The sequence below is a fragment of the Bacteroides fluxus YIT 12057 genome (genome assembly GCF_000195635.1).
GTDB classification, from domain to species: domain Bacteria; phylum Bacteroidota; class Bacteroidia; order Bacteroidales; family Bacteroidaceae; genus Bacteroides; species Bacteroides fluxus.
Genome location: NZ_GL882606.1, coordinates 1 through 17,379, shown reverse-complemented (window position 1 = coordinate 17,379; position 17,379 = coordinate 1). Strand labels below are relative to the sequence as shown.

Annotated in this window: 17 protein-coding genes; 3 read left to right on the top strand and 14 right to left on the bottom strand. The window is 45.1% G+C overall.

Annotated elements, in window-relative coordinates; genetic code table 11:
• Window positions 1-75: 75 nt before the first annotated feature.
• A complete protein-coding gene (locus HMPREF9446_RS00865) occupies window positions 76-1,209 on the bottom strand; it encodes a DUF2027 domain-containing protein (protein WP_039968214.1) in 1,134 nt (377 codons plus the stop codon).
• 180 nt (window positions 1,210-1,389) lie between these two features.
• Here HMPREF9446_RS00865 and HMPREF9446_RS00860 point away from each other — a divergent pair, with 180 nt between their 5' ends.
• Both HMPREF9446_RS00860 and HMPREF9446_RS00855 read left to right on the top strand, forming a co-directional pair.
• Complete coding sequence (locus tag HMPREF9446_RS00860) at window positions 1,390-2,619, top strand: S-adenosylmethionine:tRNA ribosyltransferase-isomerase (RefSeq protein WP_009123555.1); 1,230 nt, start codon at window positions 1,390-1,392, stop codon at window positions 2,617-2,619.
• A gap of 167 nt (window positions 2,620-2,786) precedes the next feature.
• Window positions 2,787-3,296, top strand: a complete 510-nt coding sequence (locus HMPREF9446_RS00855) for an NUDIX hydrolase (protein WP_009123554.1) — start codon at window positions 2,787-2,789, stop codon at window positions 3,294-3,296.
• A gap of 70 nt (window positions 3,297-3,366) precedes the next feature.
• Here the strand turns inward: HMPREF9446_RS00855 and glmM are convergent, their stop codons facing one another.
• The 8 genes from glmM to HMPREF9446_RS00815 all read right to left on the bottom strand — a co-directional run bounded on the left by glmM (window position 3,367) and on the right by HMPREF9446_RS00815 (window position 13,034).
• A complete protein-coding gene (gene glmM, locus HMPREF9446_RS00850) occupies window positions 3,367-4,755 on the bottom strand; it encodes a phosphoglucosamine mutase (RefSeq protein ID WP_009123552.1) in 1,389 nt (462 codons plus the stop codon).
• A gap of 42 nt (window positions 4,756-4,797) precedes the next feature.
• The gene (locus HMPREF9446_RS00845) at window positions 4,798-5,400 is read right to left on the bottom strand and encodes a DUF4827 domain-containing protein (RefSeq protein WP_009123551.1); all 603 of its coding nucleotides are present in this window, start codon (window positions 5,398-5,400) and stop codon (window positions 4,798-4,800) included.
• 103 nt (window positions 5,401-5,503) lie between these two features.
• Window positions 5,504-6,541, bottom strand: coding sequence for a DHH family phosphoesterase (locus tag HMPREF9446_RS00840; protein ID WP_009123550.1), 1,038 nt, complete (start codon window positions 6,539-6,541; stop codon window positions 5,504-5,506).
• Between the two features lie 150 nt (window positions 6,542-6,691).
• On the bottom strand, window positions 6,692-8,734 hold the full coding sequence (locus HMPREF9446_RS00835) for a ComEC/Rec2 family competence protein (RefSeq protein ID WP_039968185.1): 2,043 nt from the start codon (window positions 8,732-8,734) through the stop codon (window positions 6,692-6,694).
• 56 nt (window positions 8,735-8,790) lie between these two features.
• Window positions 8,791-9,441, bottom strand: coding sequence for a ribulose-phosphate 3-epimerase (gene rpe / locus HMPREF9446_RS00830; protein WP_009123548.1), 651 nt, complete (start codon window positions 9,439-9,441; stop codon window positions 8,791-8,793).
• A gap of 212 nt (window positions 9,442-9,653) precedes the next feature.
• Window positions 9,654-10,622: a methionyl-tRNA formyltransferase gene (gene fmt / locus HMPREF9446_RS00825; protein WP_087943523.1), complete on the bottom strand. Its 969-nt coding sequence runs from the start codon at window positions 10,620-10,622 to the stop codon at window positions 9,654-9,656.
• Window positions 10,623-10,673: 51 nt separating this feature from the next.
• The gene (locus HMPREF9446_RS00820; protein ID WP_009123546.1) at window positions 10,674-12,467 is read right to left on the bottom strand and encodes a chloride channel protein; all 1,794 of its coding nucleotides are present in this window, start codon (window positions 12,465-12,467) and stop codon (window positions 10,674-10,676) included.
• Window positions 12,468-12,470: 3 nt separating this feature from the next.
• Window positions 12,471-13,034 (bottom strand): L-threonylcarbamoyladenylate synthase, encoded by a 564-nt coding sequence (locus HMPREF9446_RS00815; RefSeq protein WP_009123545.1) that lies wholly within the window; start codon window positions 13,032-13,034, stop codon window positions 12,471-12,473.
• Window positions 13,035-13,114: 80 nt separating this feature from the next.
• Between HMPREF9446_RS00815 and HMPREF9446_RS00810 the strand changes: the two genes are divergently transcribed.
• Window positions 13,115-13,555 carry an acyl-CoA thioesterase gene (locus tag HMPREF9446_RS00810; RefSeq protein ID WP_009123544.1) on the top strand — a complete coding sequence of 147 codons (441 nt, stop codon included), beginning with the start codon at window positions 13,115-13,117 and terminating at the stop codon, window positions 13,553-13,555.
• Window positions 13,556-13,645: 90 nt separating this feature from the next.
• Here HMPREF9446_RS00810 and HMPREF9446_RS18575 read toward each other — a convergent pair whose 3' ends face one another.
• From HMPREF9446_RS18575 to HMPREF9446_RS00790, 5 genes are all read right to left on the bottom strand, one after another.
• On the bottom strand, window positions 13,646-13,741 hold the full coding sequence (locus HMPREF9446_RS18575; protein WP_157243312.1) for a smalltalk protein: 96 nt from the start codon (window positions 13,739-13,741) through the stop codon (window positions 13,646-13,648).
• Between the two features lie 12 nt (window positions 13,742-13,753).
• The gene (locus tag HMPREF9446_RS00805; RefSeq protein WP_009123543.1) at window positions 13,754-14,251 is read right to left on the bottom strand and encodes an HU family DNA-binding protein; all 498 of its coding nucleotides are present in this window, start codon (window positions 14,249-14,251) and stop codon (window positions 13,754-13,756) included.
• Between the two features lie 273 nt (window positions 14,252-14,524).
• Entirely contained in the window at window positions 14,525-15,475 is a 951-nt protein-coding gene (locus tag HMPREF9446_RS00800) for an MraY family glycosyltransferase (protein WP_009123541.1), read from the bottom strand.
• A 27-nt stretch (window positions 15,476-15,502) separates the two neighbouring features.
• Window positions 15,503-16,504 carry an NAD-dependent epimerase/dehydratase family protein gene (locus HMPREF9446_RS00795; protein ID WP_009123540.1) on the bottom strand — a complete coding sequence of 334 codons (1,002 nt, stop codon included), beginning with the start codon at window positions 16,502-16,504 and terminating at the stop codon, window positions 15,503-15,505.
• A 7-nt stretch (window positions 16,505-16,511) separates the two neighbouring features.
• Window positions 16,512-16,994: a DUF6169 family protein gene (locus tag HMPREF9446_RS00790; RefSeq protein WP_009123539.1), complete on the bottom strand. Its 483-nt coding sequence runs from the start codon at window positions 16,992-16,994 to the stop codon at window positions 16,512-16,514.
• Between the last annotated feature and the right edge of the window lie 385 nt (window positions 16,995-17,379).

Sequence of the window (17,379 nt, the reverse complement as noted above, 5' to 3'; positions counted from 1 at the left end):
CCTTCCGGGGTGCGATGTAGATATGCAAACTTAGCATTTTTTAGCGAAATACGGCAATGCAAGTGTCCTAATCTGTTATTTCACCGTTACCATAGTCGCCCCGAACCCATATTCCTGGAACGAAGCATCCTGATGCCTGAAATTGGGGTACTTCCGCTTCAGTTCGTCCAACAAGGCTTTGCGCAACACCCCGTCACCTTTTCCGTGGATAAAGACGATACGCTGTTCACGCTTTCCTTTGTACTGTTCCAGTACTTCACGAAATTTATCCAGCTGATAATTCAGCATCTCACTGCTACTCATCCCCCGGGTATCATCCAAGAGTTCACCGATATGCAGGTCTATTTCAATAATCCCGTTCTTGCCGCCACGCTTGACAATGGTCTGGGGCTTGGAAGAGACATGATCCTCTATTGTCTTCTTCTGTATCAAGGCCTCCTGCAACTCCTCGGCGGAAACATAAACCTGCCTGGCAGGAAGGTCATTCTTGATAATATCATAAACCAACGCCGGAGTTTCAAAGAAATCCGTACTTTGGAAAGTATGCAGTTTATAGAACTTCACCGTATCGATACGGAGTTCCACACTGACAGAAGGTTTCATGACAAAGGAACGGTTGTCCTTGAAAGCTACCAGCTGCACAGCCACCCTTTCACGGTCATTCAGTTCCGACTTTTCGAATTCTTCCAGCAACAGCTTGGTATTCGGTTCGACAACCCCATGCGAACGGACAGTCCAAGCTTTGCCCTCCGCACTGAGGTAAACATAATATAGACAATAATTGCTGTCGTTTACCAGATATGTCTCGAAAGGAGTGGTACTGACCGCCTTTATATCTTCCGGAACAAAGGCCAGAAAAACATTCAGTATGTCCCCGCCTTTCATTTCCGGCTGACGATAAACCGATATCTCCGGTTTCGCCAAGCGCCCGGCCGGCACTTCCTGAATATTTGAAGAAGCATTTGCGGTTTTGGAAGTGACAAAAACAGGACGTGCCGCCTGTTCCTCCTCCTTCTTCTTGGCAGCCGCCTTTGCAGCCGGAGTAGGTACATTATAATCGTCCGTTTCAATGACCACGCACTCACGGACAGGCATAGGGATATCAAAACCGTCGGCATCTTCTACCAATACTATATCTTTTCCACGGAATCCTGTTACCACACCGCCTCCCACCTCACTGAGAAAGCGGACTTTATCTCCTATTTTCACCATTACATTTACGATTTTACGATTTACAATCTACGATTGGAATGACTTAAAAGTTCCAATTGCTCCACAAAGATAATGTAAATCGAGGGCATTACTTTTAAGCCAGGCTGAAAAAGTGATACCGGAATTCATTTTATCCTATTATATCCGTACCTTTGCACACCGTAAAAAAGCAAAGTCATGAAACAAGATCCGAAACATATCCATATCAGCGAATTCAACTATCCGTTGCCGGACAAGCGTATCGCCAAATTTCCACTGCCCCTACGAGACCAATCCAAATTATTAATCTACCGCCACGGTGAAGTCTCAGAAGATGTTTTTACATCATTACCCGGCTATCTCTCGTCAGGCAGTCTGATGATATTCAATAATACCAAGGTGATACAGGCACGCCTGCATTTCCGTAAAGAAACGGGAGCCTTGATTGAGGTGTTTTGCCTTGAGCCGATACAGCCCAATGACTACGTTCTCAATTTTCAACAAACGGAGCATGCTGCCTGGCTGTGCATGATAGGTAATCTGAAGAAATGGAAAGAAGGCGTATTGATACGTGAAATGACTGTAAAAGGCAAACCGCTTACACTGACCGCCGAACGTGGCGAATGCCGCGGCACCAGTCACTGGGTGGATTTCCGCTGGAATAACCCGGAAATAACTTTCGCCGATATTCTCGAAGTATTCGGCGAACTCCCCATCCCTCCCTATCTGAACCGTGAGACGCAGGAGAGCGATAAGGAGACTTACCAGACGGTGTATTCCAAAATCAAAGGATCAGTGGCAGCACCTACCGCCGGACTGCACTTCACTCCCCGCGTATTGGATGCCTTGAAAGAGAAAGGAGTCGATCTGGAAGAACTGACCCTTCATGTGGGGGCCGGTACTTTCAAACCTGTAAAAAGCGAAGAGATAGAAGGGCATGAGATGCACACTGAGTACATCTCCGTAACCCGTAATACCTTAAAGAAGCTGATAGCGCATGAAGGCAAAGCCATCGCAGTAGGCACCACTTCCGTACGCACTTTGGAAAGCCTTTACCACATCGGAGTAACCCTATACAATACCCCCGATGCCACCGAAGAAGAGTTGCACGTCAGACAGTGGCAACCATACGAGATGACCGGTGAAAGCACTGCTATTCCGGCAACAGACGCATTGCAGGCTATTCTTCGCTACCTTGACCGGCACGGAATGGAGACTTTGCACACCAGTACGCAAATCATCATTGCGCCGGGCTATGAGTACCGGATAGTAAAAGCAATGGTGACTAACTTCCACCAGCCACAAAGCACTTTGCTGCTGTTGGTATCGGCATTCGTACACGGTGACTGGAAAAAAATTTATGACTATGCACTCGGACATGATTTCCGTTTTCTGAGTTATGGAGATTCATCATTGCTGATACCATAACAAAGTCATTCCCGTCAATACGGTCAAATAGAAATAGTACCAATTCATTGGTTTATAAAAAAAGATTCTCTATTTTTGTATTTAGGATGTAAATAAGGAGAAAGCAACATGTTACAACTTGAGGAGTGCAAAAACAGCCCTTTGGCACAATATGAAGAAATCGCACAATGAACCACGACAACAATCAAGAGATGTTCCCCCTTGTCGATGAACAAGGCAACATCACAGGCGCCGCCACCCGCGGCGAATGCCATAACGGCAGCAAAATGCTGCATCCGGTAATCCATCTTCATGTATTCAATTCCAAAGGTGAACTGTACTTGCAGAAACGCCCCGAATGGAAAGATATACAGCCCGGAAAGTGGGATACTTCTGTAGGCGGACATGTAGACTTGGGCGAGAGCGTAGAGATGGCACTGAAACGCGAAGTACGCGAAGAGCTCGGAATCACAGATTTCACTCCCGAAACTGTCATGCACTATGTCTTCGAATCCGCCCGCGAACGGGAACTGGTCTTCGTGCACAAAACAGTCTATGACGGTGAAATTCGCCCCAGTGACGAATTGGACGGAGGACGTTTCTGGAGTATTGATGAGATTAAAGAAAATATGGGAAAAGACGTATTTACTCCGAATTTCGAAGAAGAAATAGAAAAAGTGCCTACACTATTAAAATAACAGGGTAAACAAAAAAATGTCCCACTTCTCTTTCGGACAGAAGTGGGACATCATACTATCTGCAGTCTGTTTATTTCGCCAGCTCTTCAATCACTTTCATAATCTGCTGACCGATTTCTTCCGCAGCTTCCGGCGTACCGGCCTCGCTATATACACGGATAATCGGTTCAGTATTGCTCTTGCGCAGATGAACCCATTTATCGGGGAAGTCAATCTTCACACCATCAATGTCATTGATTTCTTCATTCTTGTAGATTTCTTTCACCTTGGCAAGGATAGCATCTACATCAGTATCCGGAGTCAGATCTACACGGTTCTTAGCCATGAAGTATGCAGGATAGGATGCACGCAATTCGCTCACCTTCTTGCCTTCGTGTGCCAGATGGCTCAAGAACAAGGCAATACCAACAAGGGCATCACGTCCGTAATGGCTGGCCGGATAGATAACTCCACCGTTTCCTTCACCACCAATCACAGCACCTACTTCCTTCATCTTCGTAGTCACATTCACTTCGCCTACCGCAGAAGCAGAATATTCCTGACCGTATTTACGCGTTACATCACGCAAAGCACGGGTAGAACTCAAGTTGGAAACCGTATTGCCCGGAGTATGTTTCAGCACGTAGTCGGCAACAGTTACCAATGTATATTCTTCACCATACATCTTGCCGTCTTCACAAATCATGGCCAAGCGGTCCACATCAGGGTCAACTACAAAAGCAACGTCTGCCTTGCCACCCTTCATCAAATTCATGATGTCACCCAGATTCTTTTCCAAAGGTTCGGGGTTGTGCTGGAAATTACCGGTCGGTTCACAGTAGAGCTTTTCCACATGCTGAACACCGAGTTGTTTGAACAGTTCCGGCAGAATGATGCCACCTACCGAGTTCACACAGTCAATGGCTACGCGGAAGTTCGCTTTCTTGATGGCTTCTACATCTACCAACTCAAGCGCCAATACGCTGTCTATATGTTTCTGGTTGTAAGTCAAATCCTTGCGGTAAGAGCCAAGATGGTCAACGTCTGCAAAGTCAAACTCTTCCGCAGCAGCGATGCGGAGCACCTCCTGCCCTTCGGCTGCATTCAGGAATTCACCTTTCTCGTTCAGGAGTTTCAAGGCATTCCACTGCTTGGGGTTATGGGAAGCAGTCAATATGATACCGCCGCTTGCACCTTCCATAGTCACAGCCAGTTCGGTAGTCGGAGTAGAAGCCAAGTCGATGTCAACGACATCCCAGCCCATACCCATCAAGGTACCTACTACTACGTTCTTGACCATTTCGCCGGAGATACGGGCGTCACGTCCTACTACAATCTTGTTACTTTTTACAGTACACGTTTTGCGGATCAGCGTAGCGTATGCGGAAGTGAACTTCACAATATCGAGCGGATTCAGCCCCTCGCCTGCACCTCCACCGATAGTACCGCGGATTCCAGAGATAGATTTGATTAGAGTCATAGGTTAATAATTTAAATATGGTTAGTTTTTTCTATATTTGTATCAATAGATTTGATATTTCTGGATATCATAATAATAAGGATAAACATACTGCATCGCAGTCTGATGTCCCATCTTGGAAGGAACAATCAACCTCACATGCGCCCTGTCACGGACGTATGACAACGGAACCAGCCAACCGGCAGGCACCGCTGAAGAACTATAATAGGCAAGCATATACCCTTGGGTGAAAATTCCGGCGATAGAGGAACTCGTTACCGTGTATTTGAATTCATCCACAACTTCGGCCGCATTCAAATTGGACAGGGTAGTATCCTTGTCAAGGATGCTGTATTCCAGAAAACGCACCAAAATCAAGTCGTTATTCTTCACTGTATCAGCCTTGTTTTCCGAACCTTCATCAACAATCTGCATATATACCCCACTGGCAAGCTGCACATATTCATTCTTAGATACATCGGTTACGGAATCCTGCGCATAGAATTCGGACTGGGAAATAACCTTTATATTGTTTTTCTTAATAAAGTCCTTAATGCCATCTTTTTCTTCTTCGAGCATTTCAGCGTAAGTCTTGGAGTTGTCGCATGCCTGGAAGCCCAAACAAGCGGTCATCAAAGCCAAAAAGAATAAAGTAAGTTTCTTCATTTCTGTTATTTAGTAATTTCGTACAAAAGTACCTTATTTCCTTGAAAGTTGAAAGTCGCAGATAGAAAGTTCGTAACTTTTAACCTTTGCTGCTGAACTTTTTTTATCCTTTGGCATTAAGCAACGGCTTAAATTTTTCCAATGCCTGTTCCAAAACAGCCTTCGCCTCTTCCATCGTCCCGTAGAACTCTCCACCCGAAGCGTTCAGGTGTCCACCGCCATTGAAAAATTCCGATGCCAGCTGATTGCAGGGAAAGGTTCCGACAGAACGTAAAGAAACTTTTATCATAGGTTTCTCTGTATCCTCACGCAGGAAACAAGAAAAAACCACCCCCTTGATGCTCAAGGGAATATTCACAAACCCCTCACTGTCTCCCCGGACATAATCAAACTTACCTTGCTCGTTCTTAGTCAGCGAGATCAAGGCTGCATGATAATCCGGATAGACTTTCATCTGCGACAGGACATACCCCATCAAACGCAAGCGGCTCTCGGAATAGGTATTATAAACCTTACGGTAAATGGCATCTTTGTCAATGCCTTTCGAAAGAAGCTCACTGATGATGAAATAAATTTCACGATTGTTTGAATTATAAGTAAAACCTCCCGTATCGGTCATCATACCCGTATAGATACACTCGGCACCTTCTTTGGAGATATCACTGAAATACCCCATACGGCAGATCAGACGGAACACCAATTCGGAAGTGGAGGATATTTCGGGATGCGAAATGATAATCTTACAAAAATCTTCGGGATGCAGATGGTGGTCTATCAATATCTTTCTTGCCGGAGAGGCGAGTACGGCCTCCCCCACTGCATCGATACGGTGGATGGCATTGAAATCCAAACAGCAGATCACATCTGCTTCTGCAATCAATTGGTCGGCAAACTCCTTGTAATGGTCATACAAAAGTACGTCCTTGCTTCCCGGCATCCATTTCAGAAAATCGGGAAAAGCGTTCGGCACTATTACATTGGCGATCTTATCTTGAGAATTAAAAAAATGCCACAATCCCAAAGAAGAACCGATAGCGTCTCCATCCGGACCGACATGAGATACAATTACTATTTTTTCCGCACGCTCAAACCACTTTGCAAAGTGGTCTATCTTAGATTGCTCTATTACTTTAGTCAGCATATAATTATTTACGATTTATTCCCTACGGCCATGATACATTCCATATCTTTGACACATAGGTACATTGGCGATTTACAATCAGACGATTGAAGCACATGCTCCATACATCTATAACAAATTGAAGGAGCAAAAGTACGAAAACTTTATGAGTTATAACAATATGCAGACCGAACCTTTTTCAGAAAGAGGAAGATAAGTTAGTCCCAAGCCAATACACTCGCCGATGATTTTCTCCTGATAATAGGTAGGCAAGGAGGCATCAAGCACTACAGTCCGGACAGAAAACAGGGAAGAAAGCTCCCTGATTCCATCCTCATATCCTTTGGATATATAAAGATAATCCACAGAAACAGGATGAGCGGCGGTCTTGTTTTTCCAACGGGCATCATGCAAAAGACAGATACGTTTTCCCGCATAACAGAGCATTTGATTCCGGACAGACAATCCACCGGCTGAATAATCACCGGTTACCACTTGCGGTTCCTGTAGTCGCAGACGGTTCCAATAAGGAGCCAAGCTGCGGTTCAAACGGGAAACATCCGGCACGCTGTCCGCACAAGCCAACCAGGACTTGCCACCCTCCGCCATGCAGTGTACCGCCGGACAACCACGTACATTATAAAAGACAATGCTCTTTTGAGGAGTGTTGAGCATCACCGAAACGGAATGATAGGAAACTGCCAGTAACAAGACAAACAAGGAAATACAAACGTTGCGGAACGTACGCCTCGTCATGGCATAAGACATCATACCCAAGAGCAGATAACACAACAAAACCTCCCACACATCCGTCCAAATACCGTCCAATGAAGACAGCGGAAGATGCTCTATCCATTGAAGCCCCTTGTTCTGGATACGCACCAGTTCCTCTGTTATCGGCGAAAAGGCTTGTTGCAACACCGGGAAAGGCGTCAGCGCCAAAAGCAGGACTGCCGAATATAGCACCAGAGACACCATCGGAATAACCCACAGGTTAGTCAACAGGAAATGCGTGGAGAAGCGGGAGAAATAAAATATCACCAAAGGAGCCGTACCCATCTGGGCTGCCACGGAAACCGTAACCAGCCCCCACCCGTAACGCAGCCATCGGTTCTCTACCTTCCGGAACGAATACATACGTGGCTGAAAGACAAGAATGGCCGCCACTGCCGCAAAGGACAACTGAAAACCGACATCAAACAACCATACCGGATTGTAAAGTAACATCAGGAAAGCCGCTGCCGCCATCGTGTTCATCGCCAGCGGCTTCTCCGCTTGCAAAGAGGCAGCGGCCAACAGAGAGAACATGATGACCGACCTCACCACCGAAGAGGACAACCCCGTGAGAAAAGCAAAACCCCACAGAAAAGCAAGAATCAACAACAGCAGGACAGGTTTCAATCTCCGCCACCGCTTCCATAACGGCTTGCATACAAACAGCAGCAACGCATAGATAAACCCGATATGCAAACCGGAAAGTGCCAACACATGACTGGCACCGGCAACCGAATAGGTTTCCACGACATCATCACTCAACTCTTCCTTGTCGCCCACCGTGAGGGCAGAGAGTACCGCCAGCTCATCGCCTTCCAAACCCAAGCCGCGATAAAGGCCAACTACCCTTTCCCTATACCCCAACGCTGCCTGCCGGAAGGTAAGGCAAGTCTCCCTGCCCGTCACCCGCCAATGTCCGGAAGCGACATAACCCATGCCCGCCACTCCTTTATGCTTCAAGTAGCGGACATAATCAAATTCATCCGGATTACCGTTATTGACAGGAGGAGAAAGGCGGGTATGCACCCATACCCTCATGCCTTGTCGCAAACCGGCGGCAATGGAGTCCTTCGGAAAATAAAGAAGAAAAAGTTTCTCGCCGGGACAAGCCACTACCGTATCTTTACGTCCTTCTTTTACCAATACGGCACGGCAAAGGATACTCCGTTTTTTCACCTCCGGCCTTTCACAAATACGAATCTCATAAGTGGAAGCCTCAACAGGAAACACATACTCCACCCGTTCCAGCTGCTTGCCGACCAGAGTATAACCCACCCCGAAAAAGAAGAGACAGACTCCCGCCCCATACAGCCACCGGCAATTGAGGACCTTCATTCCGGCAACCACCAACGGCAGGAAGAACAAAGGAAATGCCCACGACCAGTCACTATGAGGAAACGGAAACGCGTCTCCACATAGAATTCCAACCACCAACGGCACCAAAAGTCGAAGGAACGGATGCCGTTGACAGTATTCTATAATCAACTTGGAATAGCCTAAAGATTTCTCAGAGCACGGATTGCTTCTTCAGGGTCGGGAGCAGAAAAGACTGCGTTTCCGGCTACCAGCGCATCGGCACCGGCCTCTATCAACCGGGCTCCCGTATCAAGGTTCACGCCACCGTCCACTTCAATCAACGCCTGCGAACCGGTCAGCGTTATCAGCTCACGCAATTCACGCACTTTCTCTACCGAATGCTCAATGAACTTCTGACCGCCGAAACCGGGATTCACGCTCATTATCAACACCATATATACATCCCGGATTATATCTTTCAGCATAGCGACAGGTGTGGCCGGATTGATGGTTACTGCCGGTTGCATACCCGCTTCACGAATCTGCTGCACTACTCTGTGCAGATGCGGACAAGCCTCGTAATGCACATTCATGATGTGGGCTCCCAATGCTTTTACCTCCGGAATGAACTTTTCCGGCTGCACAATCATCAAGTGTACATCCAAAGGCTTCTCGGCCAACTTTGCCACATACTTAAGTACCGGAAAACCGAAAGAGATGTTGGGAACAAACACACCGTCCATAATGTCGATGTGTATCCACTGGGCCTCACTCTGGTTAATCATTTCAAGGTCTCTTGCCAGATAACCGAAATCGGCGGAAAGGATGGAAGGAGATATGATTGGCTTCATAATGCTACGTTCTAAATGGTTATGTCTTTATGATGCACAAATGTAGATAAAAGATTTCATTCATCCTAATATTATCAAAGCAATGCAGGAGACATACAGAACAAAGCTACTCCCCTCACCCATCCCTGTAACACCAATGGGCAGGAAGGTTCAGAGAATGAGTGAGGGCAGAATTGCAAAAGGCTATTCTATGTGAGTGGGTATTGAGATGATTATTTCATCTTGAACTCCTCCGTCAACCGGAAGCCGCGCAGCAGTTCATCCGTCTTTAGGCGCTTCTTGCCCGGAAGTTGAAGGGAACGGATAGCGATGAAACCGTCTGTAGCGGCCACGCGGATATAGTTTTTCCCATCGGTCTGCACAGTGCCGGGAGCCAGCTGATGAGCAGCTTCCATCTTTTCCGTCTCGAAGACTTTTACCACGACAGATTCACCATCGGGTTGCACCAACTCCGTCCATGCGGCAGGATAAGGAGAAAGGCCACGCACAAAATCATAAATACGCTTCACCGGTTGGTGCCAATCTATGCGGCAAGTCTCTTTGAAAATCTTCGGTGCCGGACGCAACTCACCTGCCACTGCCATCTTTTCTTGCGGAACGCTTTTCACCGTACCGTCAAGAATGGCATCCACCGTTTCCACGACCAGACGTCCTCCAAGCAGCATCAGTTTGTCATGCACAATACCTACATCATCGGTCTCTGCGATGGGTACAGGCACTTGCTGAATCACTTCACCCGTATCAATCTCGTGTTTCAAGAAGAAAGTCGTGATTCCGGTTTCCGTATCTCCATTGATGACCGCCCAATTGATGGGAGCCGCTCCCCGGTATTGCGGCAACAAAGAGGCATGCAGGTTGAATGTGCCTAAACGGGGCATGTTCCAAACCACCTCGGGCAACATGCGAAAAGCAACCACAATCTGCAAATCGGCTTTCCATGCACGCAATGCCTCCACAAAGTCCGCGTCCTTCAGCTTCTCCGGCTGAAGAAGCGGGAGGTGGTGATCCAGCGCGTACTGCTTCACCGGAGAGAACTGGAGTTTATGTCCCCGTCCGGCAGGCTTGTCGGGCATCGTGATGACGCCCACTACATTGTAACCTCCTTCTACCAGACAACGAAGGGCCTCCACCGCAAAATCGGGAGTACCCATATAAACGATTCGCAAATCTTCTTTTTTCATCATTCCATTTACTATTTACAATGCACAATTTACGAGGCATCTTAGTTTGCCTCAGTCTTCCGAGAAATGTACCAACACTTCACGGTATGAATTGAATATCTTTGATTTAGAGACAAAGCCCAGATACTTTCCTTCCGCATCCACCACCGGCAGATTCCAAGCTCCGGTATCATCGAATGTGCGCATCACCTGCTCCATGCTGTCCGTATCATACAACCGTGCCGGAATGGAAGTCATCAGTTTGCCTACTGTAAACCGATGATACAGCTCTTGACGGAACATGATGTTACGGATGTCGTCCAGCAGGACAACACCTATCAGTACGCCTGTAGCATCCGTAACCGGAAAGACATTACGGTGCGAAGAAGAAATGGCCTTGACAAGTTCCCCCAGATCCATTTCGGGATGAACCGTTACAAAATCCTTTTCCACCACATTCTCCATTTTCATCAACGTCAGCACAGCTTTATCCTTATGATGCGTCAGCAGTTCACCCTTCTTTGCCAGACGCATGGAGTAAATGCTATGAGGCTCGAACATGATGATAGTGAGATAAGAACTGACGGAAACAATCATCAACGGCAAGAAGAGGTCATATCCTCCTGTAAGTTCGGCAATCAGGAACACGCCGGTCAACGGAGCATGCATGACCCCACTCATGACCCCCGCCATGCCCATCAATGCAAAATTCTTCTCGGGCAGGAAAGCGGTCATTTCAAACTCGTTGCTGAAATGCGAGAACACAAAGCCGGCAATACATCCCAAATACAACGAAGGCGCGAAAATACCGCCACATCCTCCGCCACCGTTCGTCGCGCTTGAGGCGAACACCTTCAGGATGATAATCAGCATCAAGTAAACCAACAGCATATTACCGTGCCCATAGAAAAAGGAGTTATTCATGACCGTATCCCATTCTGCATTGCTTACACCGTTCAACAGCAACTCTATCGTATCATAACCTTCACCATAAAGCGGCGGGAACAAGAAAATGAGGACACTCAGCATCACACCGCCCAGCGCCAATTTCTTATAGGGAGTCTTCAGTTTTCCGAAAACACCCTCCACCGAATTCATGGCACGGGTAAAATAAAGCGAAACCAATCCGCAAAAGACGCCCAGCATAATTACATACGGGATGCGTTCCAACTCAAAGGCCTGGTCCAGATGGAATTTGAACAAGGCATCCGTACCCGTCACAATATAAGAAACCGTAGCCGCCGTTACCGCAGAAATCAGAAGGGGAAGCAGGGAAGACATGGTCAAATCTATCATCAATACTTCCAGTGTAAATACAAGTCCGGCAATCGGCGCCTTGAAAATACCGGCAACAGCTCCGGCGGCGCCACATCCCACCAGAAGCATCAAAGTGCGGTGTTCCATTTTGAAGAGACTTCCCAAATTGGAACCAATCGCCGAACCGGTCAATACAATCGGTGCTTCCGCTCCGACTGAACCGCCAAAACCGATGGTGATGGAACTGGCTATGATAGACGACCAGGTGTTGTGCCTTTTGATCCTTCCTTGCCTTCTGGAAATGGCATACAGGATTTTAGTGACTCCATGGCTGATATCATCTTTCACCACATGACGGACAAACAATCCTGACAGCAAAATGCCGACTACCGGATATACCAAATACAGGTAGTTGGCTTCTGTGGAATTGAAATTCTCTGTCAGGAAATTCTGTATCCAATGTATCAGCATCTTCAGTATCAACGCGGCAAATGCCGTAAAGATACCGACCAGGAAACTGAGTATCAGAATAAACCGCTTTTCCTTAATATTCTTTTCGCGCCACAGGATGAAACGCTGCAACCATCCGCCTTTTTCTTCTGCCACCATTTGTTATTCGCGGATTATTTTAATGACTCCGCCCTTCTCCAGTTTAATGATACTGGAGGGTTTGGGGCGTCCCATCTCTTCCCGGCGATATCCTACTATATAGTCAACCGCCGACTTTACTTCCTCACTTATCTCACTGAAATTGCCCGGTGAAGGCTGTCCGCTGATATTGGCGGAAGTAGAGACAATCGCCTTACGGAACTGTTGGCAAAGTCTTTTGGAGAACTCTTCATCGGTCACCCGGATACCTACGCTACCGTCCTCTGCCAATAGATTGGGAGCCAAATTGCGTGCTCCGGAATAAATGATGGTAAGAGGCTTGTCTGTCACATCTATCAAATCCCAGGCAATCTCCGGCACATCCTCCACATAGAAATCCACCTTGGCGGTAGAATCTACCAACACCAGCATCGCCTTACTGTCCGAACGCTGCTTGATTTCATACACACGCCGCACCGCTTCTTCGTTGGTAGCGTCACAACCTATGCCCCATATCGTATCGGTAGGGTACAGAATCACCCCGCCTTCCCTCATTACCTGGCAGGCTTTTTTAATGTCTTCTATCATTTCTTGATGTATAAATACAGTGATTAACACGCAAAATTAGTAATTTCGCACCGATAACAAACAAAGTTTAAGAGAAAACAATGGAAGAAATTCAATTTAACCACACCCTGCCCATACAACTGCGTTTCAATGATGTCGATAAATTCGGCCATGTAAACAACACCGTCTATTTCTCGTTTTATGATCTGGGAAAGACCGAATATTTTGCTTCCGTATGCCCGCACGTTGACTGGGAGAAAGACGGGATTGTCGTTGTCCACATCGAAGCAGACTTCCTTACCCAAATTTACGGTTCAGACCACATTGCCGTACAAACCGCTGTCACAGAGATCGGGACCAAGAGCTTCAAACTGGCACAACGTGTCATCGACACTGAAACACAAGAAGTAAAATGCGTATGTACATCTGTCATGGTTACTTTCGACCTCACCAAGCATGAATCGAAGCCATTGGCCAAAGAATGGATTGAAGCCATCTGCGAATATGAAGGACGGGATTTGAGAAAGAAGAAGGTGCAGTAGGAAGATAATATCACATCAAGATGAAAGAAAAAGGCGATGAAGATTGAAACTCCACCGCCTTTTTTCCAAAATTAGAATATTAATTACGCATCATACATTCATCGCATTAGCTCCTAAAGCCCCAAGTATTGCTGAAGCTACAGCAATCACTACTTTCAAAATCTTATCCCAAATCGTTTTTTTCATAAAAGTTGTTTTTTATCCTAAAGGGTTTTCATTTTCATCACCGTCAGATCCTTCGCCACCGGTATTTCCACCGTTTTCACTTTCATCTGTAACCTTGCCTGTCCACTTCTCAAATTCCACTCCCTGCAACAAGGCACGGGTAGTGCCAATAGCAGCCGGACGCGTATATTCAGGAGTAAACTGACAACGTAATGCAGTCACTTGATTAGGATTTACATCCTTTTCATTTGCCACCCCTTTTCCGCGTGTACGGGCTTTCATGGTAAATGTACCCAACCCGTCCAAACGTACAGTACGACTATTCAACAAATGCTGTCGCATAGTGGTCATCAAGTTACGGATCACATTATGAACATCACCCTGTGTCAATGAAGACTTCTCCGCAATGCTCTCAGCCAACATCTGTAAATCAATAGCTCTTCCTACTTTCTTCAAACTCAAGTGCCACAGCTTGGCACCCTCTTTCTTCGTCGCAATCGACGACTGTCTCGCACAATAAAATAAAGGCATAATCTTTCTCCTTTTTACATTTTTAATCCAACATTCTTTTTTATTCTCATTTCGTTGATCAACGATGCAAAGGTGAGGATATATACGGGCATAAACAAAGAAAACAGCCTCGTGGAAGCTGTTTTCTGAGAGAAGTTCATAATATATTGATATTCAATGATTTTCCATAAAGCAAGTACTTACATTATAATTGTTCCCAACCTTTCTACAAAACCATTTTTGAATGAAGGTACACTAATAATCCAGACGGAACGCAACAGAATATAAAGTATTTTATGCAAATTGGTGCAGCCTAAAATATTTCCTAATAAAATAAACATATATGAGGCTAAGTATTAGAATGATGCCTAATAAATACAAATAGCCATGATTTAAACAGAGTATATATCCTGCTATAATCAAAGCTTGCACTATCATATAAATGGAAGAAACCATTACATGAGGAATTTTCAATTCATTCGCCATGATCTGATATAGATGTTTCCGGTGTGGTAAACCTATATTCTCGTGAAGCATCAAGCGATGAATAATCGTCAGAACACTATCAACACCATAGACAGATAAAAGAACAATCCAGCTGAAATCCCCCGTTTGAATCATCAATTTACCTATCAGGAAAAGAAGAATAAAAGCTATGCTTACCGAACCTACATCTCCGGCAAAACATTTAGCCTTCCTGCGGAAATTGAAGAAGCAGAATACCAGGACGGAACAAAGAACCGTATAGATAAAGTCACCTTCCACAAAAGGAATGATTTCCTTATTTATATAGGCGAGCGCTGCAAGGATAACCAATGAATAACCACCGGTTATACCATTTATCCCATCCATAAAATTATACGCATTGATAATACCGGTACAAACTATTAAAGCAATAATGATCCACCACCAGGATAAAGAAAATAACCCCCACTGATAAAACATGAGTGCCATAGCGGAAAAATGAAAAAGCAATCTCGTCATCTGCTTGGTAGATTTTATATCATCCACGAAACTGATAAACGTTACCAGAGTTAAGGCAAGCATAAACCAAGAATAATCAAAGCCACTTGTCAGAAAATAGGCCAACGCACCGAAATAGAAGATAATTCCCCCGCCACGCAAAGTGACTTTGGAATGAGAGCTGCGCTCATTCGGCTTATCAATGATATTACACCTGTCAGCTATTCTAAAATAAAAAAGTTCTGCTACGAATAACAGAACTAAGACTATCAAATAATACATATAATTCTAATAATCAGAAATATTACCTTATTTCAAAAATGACTTAATCGTCTTCCTTATACCCTCCTCTGCCCGCACAGGCATCTTGTCAATACCCAAAGCCGCCTTTATCTTCGCATTGCTCACCACATAATTCTCCGTCAACTTGCGCAGACGTTCCGTATTCAACGGAAGATGAAGCAATGTCCCTAATCCGGCACATCCCTCCATCATACGCCTGTTCATTTTCCAGATATGCGGCTTGCGTCCCAAGACTTCACACATTAGGGCAATCAGCTCATTCGTTGATAGAGCTTCGTCGTCACCAATATGATAAATACCACTCGCAACATCCTTAGTCAGCAAACCCTCCACAACATAGCAAAGATTTTCTATCGAAGTGAAAGACCTTCTATTCTCAAAATCCCCCAAAGGCCAGGGAATACCTTTCTTCACTACCTTATAAAGTAGATTCAGATTACCTTTGTTACCAGGACCATGAATCATGCAGGGGCGCAAAATGTACACCTGTTTCTTGGAGGCTATCCCATTCTCCTTTTTCAAGAAGGAAGAGTCCCCAGAGGGGGAGGTGATAGGTAAAAGCTTCATAATATATTTCTCTGCCTCTATCTTGCTCTCCCCGTATGGACCAACCGGCGCAGGTATCACATCCTCCGTCAGCATATCCCCCACTACACTGTCAGCAGCAGCCTTCACCGAACTAAAGAAAATAAACTTTTTCGCAGACGATTCCAAAAAGAAATCAAATATCCTCTGGGTCAGTCCTGTATTGATATCAAAATACACTTGAGCAGCAGACTGATTCTTCGTGTCATGTGCTTTGCCAGCCAAATGAATGATAGCATCAAACTTCGGGAGATTCTGCATCGGAAAAGAAGTCGGTTCAATATCCTTCCAAGAGAAAGTCTTTATTACCCCTTCTTTTTCAGGGGCAACAATATCCAGTCCATAAAGGTTATGACATTCCTTTAAGGATACAACAAGATTGGAACCCACAAAACCGTGGATTCCCGTAATAAGTATGTTCATGAAAAAGCTAATCTATAGGATAGAAATTATTCTTTACCAAATCATAAAATGCAGACACCAAGGCATCACGTTCCAAGTTATCCCTATTCAAATAAATCGACACATACAACTGATAGTCATCAGTCACAGCAGCCGCATCATATTTGATTATGTTGCCATCATTATGTTTGAGAAACCATTTAGAAAATAAAAGTCTCCGCTTCTCTTCCTTACCATCCATATTGTCACATACCATTATCATGGCTCGTTTCTTTACGGAAAAGAAAAGTTTTAGAATATGTACAACCGTGCAGGCTATTCCGTTATCTATCGGATGAGGAGTATCTGTTTCCGGTTCAATATTAAAGGTGTAAACATCAGAAAAATTTGGATGATAAACTGAAAAATCAATAAAGTAAGCATGATAAATTATTCCATGTTTAGTTATAAATGAGTAATTCCACTCACCTTCTTCAGTTACCTCATAAAGGGGTTGCGAACTTAATACCACGCTCTTTGGCTATTTTTTTTATATCCCCTCTGCTTTGAATACATTTGCGTATAGCTTTCTTGTCTTCCAATATTTTTTGAAAGACGGATATCTGCTTATGTTCTGCACTCTTATTCATAGAAGGATATATTACTTCACTGCAAAGTTACTGTTATTATTGTAATATTCAAACTTTCAAATCAATATTTTGGTTCACCCATTAGCATGTTTCGATTACAGGGCTGCCATATCATAGCCCTTTTCAATAAGCACTGTTAGCGTCCAATTTTGACGTGTACCCCAAGGAAAGCCGCCACACGGCGGTTTTCCAATAAATAACGTCAAAAAGATACTGACTTTTAATATTTGTTATTGTAAGCACTCACTGTGTGGCTATACTGCCCGT

Bases quoted from the DNA above. Each gene is read 5' to 3' on its own strand.
- HMPREF9446_RS00860 (WP_009123555.1), top strand. From the start codon at position 1,390: ATGAAACAAGATCCGAAACATATCCATATCAGCGAATTCAACTATCCG.
- HMPREF9446_RS00855 (WP_009123554.1), top strand. From the start codon at position 2,787: ATGAACCACGACAACAATCAAGAGATGTTCCCCCTTGTCGATGAACAA.
- glmM (WP_009123552.1), bottom strand. From the start codon at position 4,755: ATGACTCTAATCAAATCTATCTCTGGAATCCGCGGTACTATCGGTGGA.
- HMPREF9446_RS00845 (WP_009123551.1), bottom strand. From the start codon at position 5,400: ATGAAGAAACTTACTTTATTCTTTTTGGCTTTGATGACCGCTTGTTTG.
- HMPREF9446_RS00840 (WP_009123550.1), bottom strand. From the start codon at position 6,541: ATGCTGACTAAAGTAATAGAGCAATCTAAGATAGACCACTTTGCAAAG.
- rpe (WP_009123548.1), bottom strand. From the start codon at position 9,441: ATGAAGCCAATCATATCTCCTTCCATCCTTTCCGCCGATTTCGGTTAT.
- fmt (WP_087943523.1), bottom strand. From the start codon at position 10,622: ATGAAAAAAGAAGATTTGCGAATCGTTTATATGGGTACTCCCGATTTT.
- HMPREF9446_RS00820 (WP_009123546.1), bottom strand. From the start codon at position 12,467: ATGGTGGCAGAAGAAAAAGGCGGATGGTTGCAGCGTTTCATCCTGTGG.
- HMPREF9446_RS00815 (WP_009123545.1), bottom strand. From the start codon at position 13,034: ATGATAGAAGACATTAAAAAAGCCTGCCAGGTAATGAGGGAAGGCGGG.
- HMPREF9446_RS00810 (WP_009123544.1), top strand. From the start codon at position 13,115: ATGGAAGAAATTCAATTTAACCACACCCTGCCCATACAACTGCGTTTC.
- HMPREF9446_RS18575 (WP_157243312.1), bottom strand. From the start codon at position 13,741: ATGAAAAAAACGATTTGGGATAAGATTTTGAAAGTAGTGATTGCTGTA.
- HMPREF9446_RS00805 (WP_009123543.1), bottom strand. From the start codon at position 14,251: ATGCCTTTATTTTATTGTGCGAGACAGTCGTCGATTGCGACGAAGAAA.
- HMPREF9446_RS00800 (WP_009123541.1), bottom strand. From the start codon at position 15,475: ATGTATTATTTGATAGTCTTAGTTCTGTTATTCGTAGCAGAACTTTTT.
- HMPREF9446_RS00795 (WP_009123540.1), bottom strand. From the start codon at position 16,504: ATGAACATACTTATTACGGGAATCCACGGTTTTGTGGGTTCCAATCTT.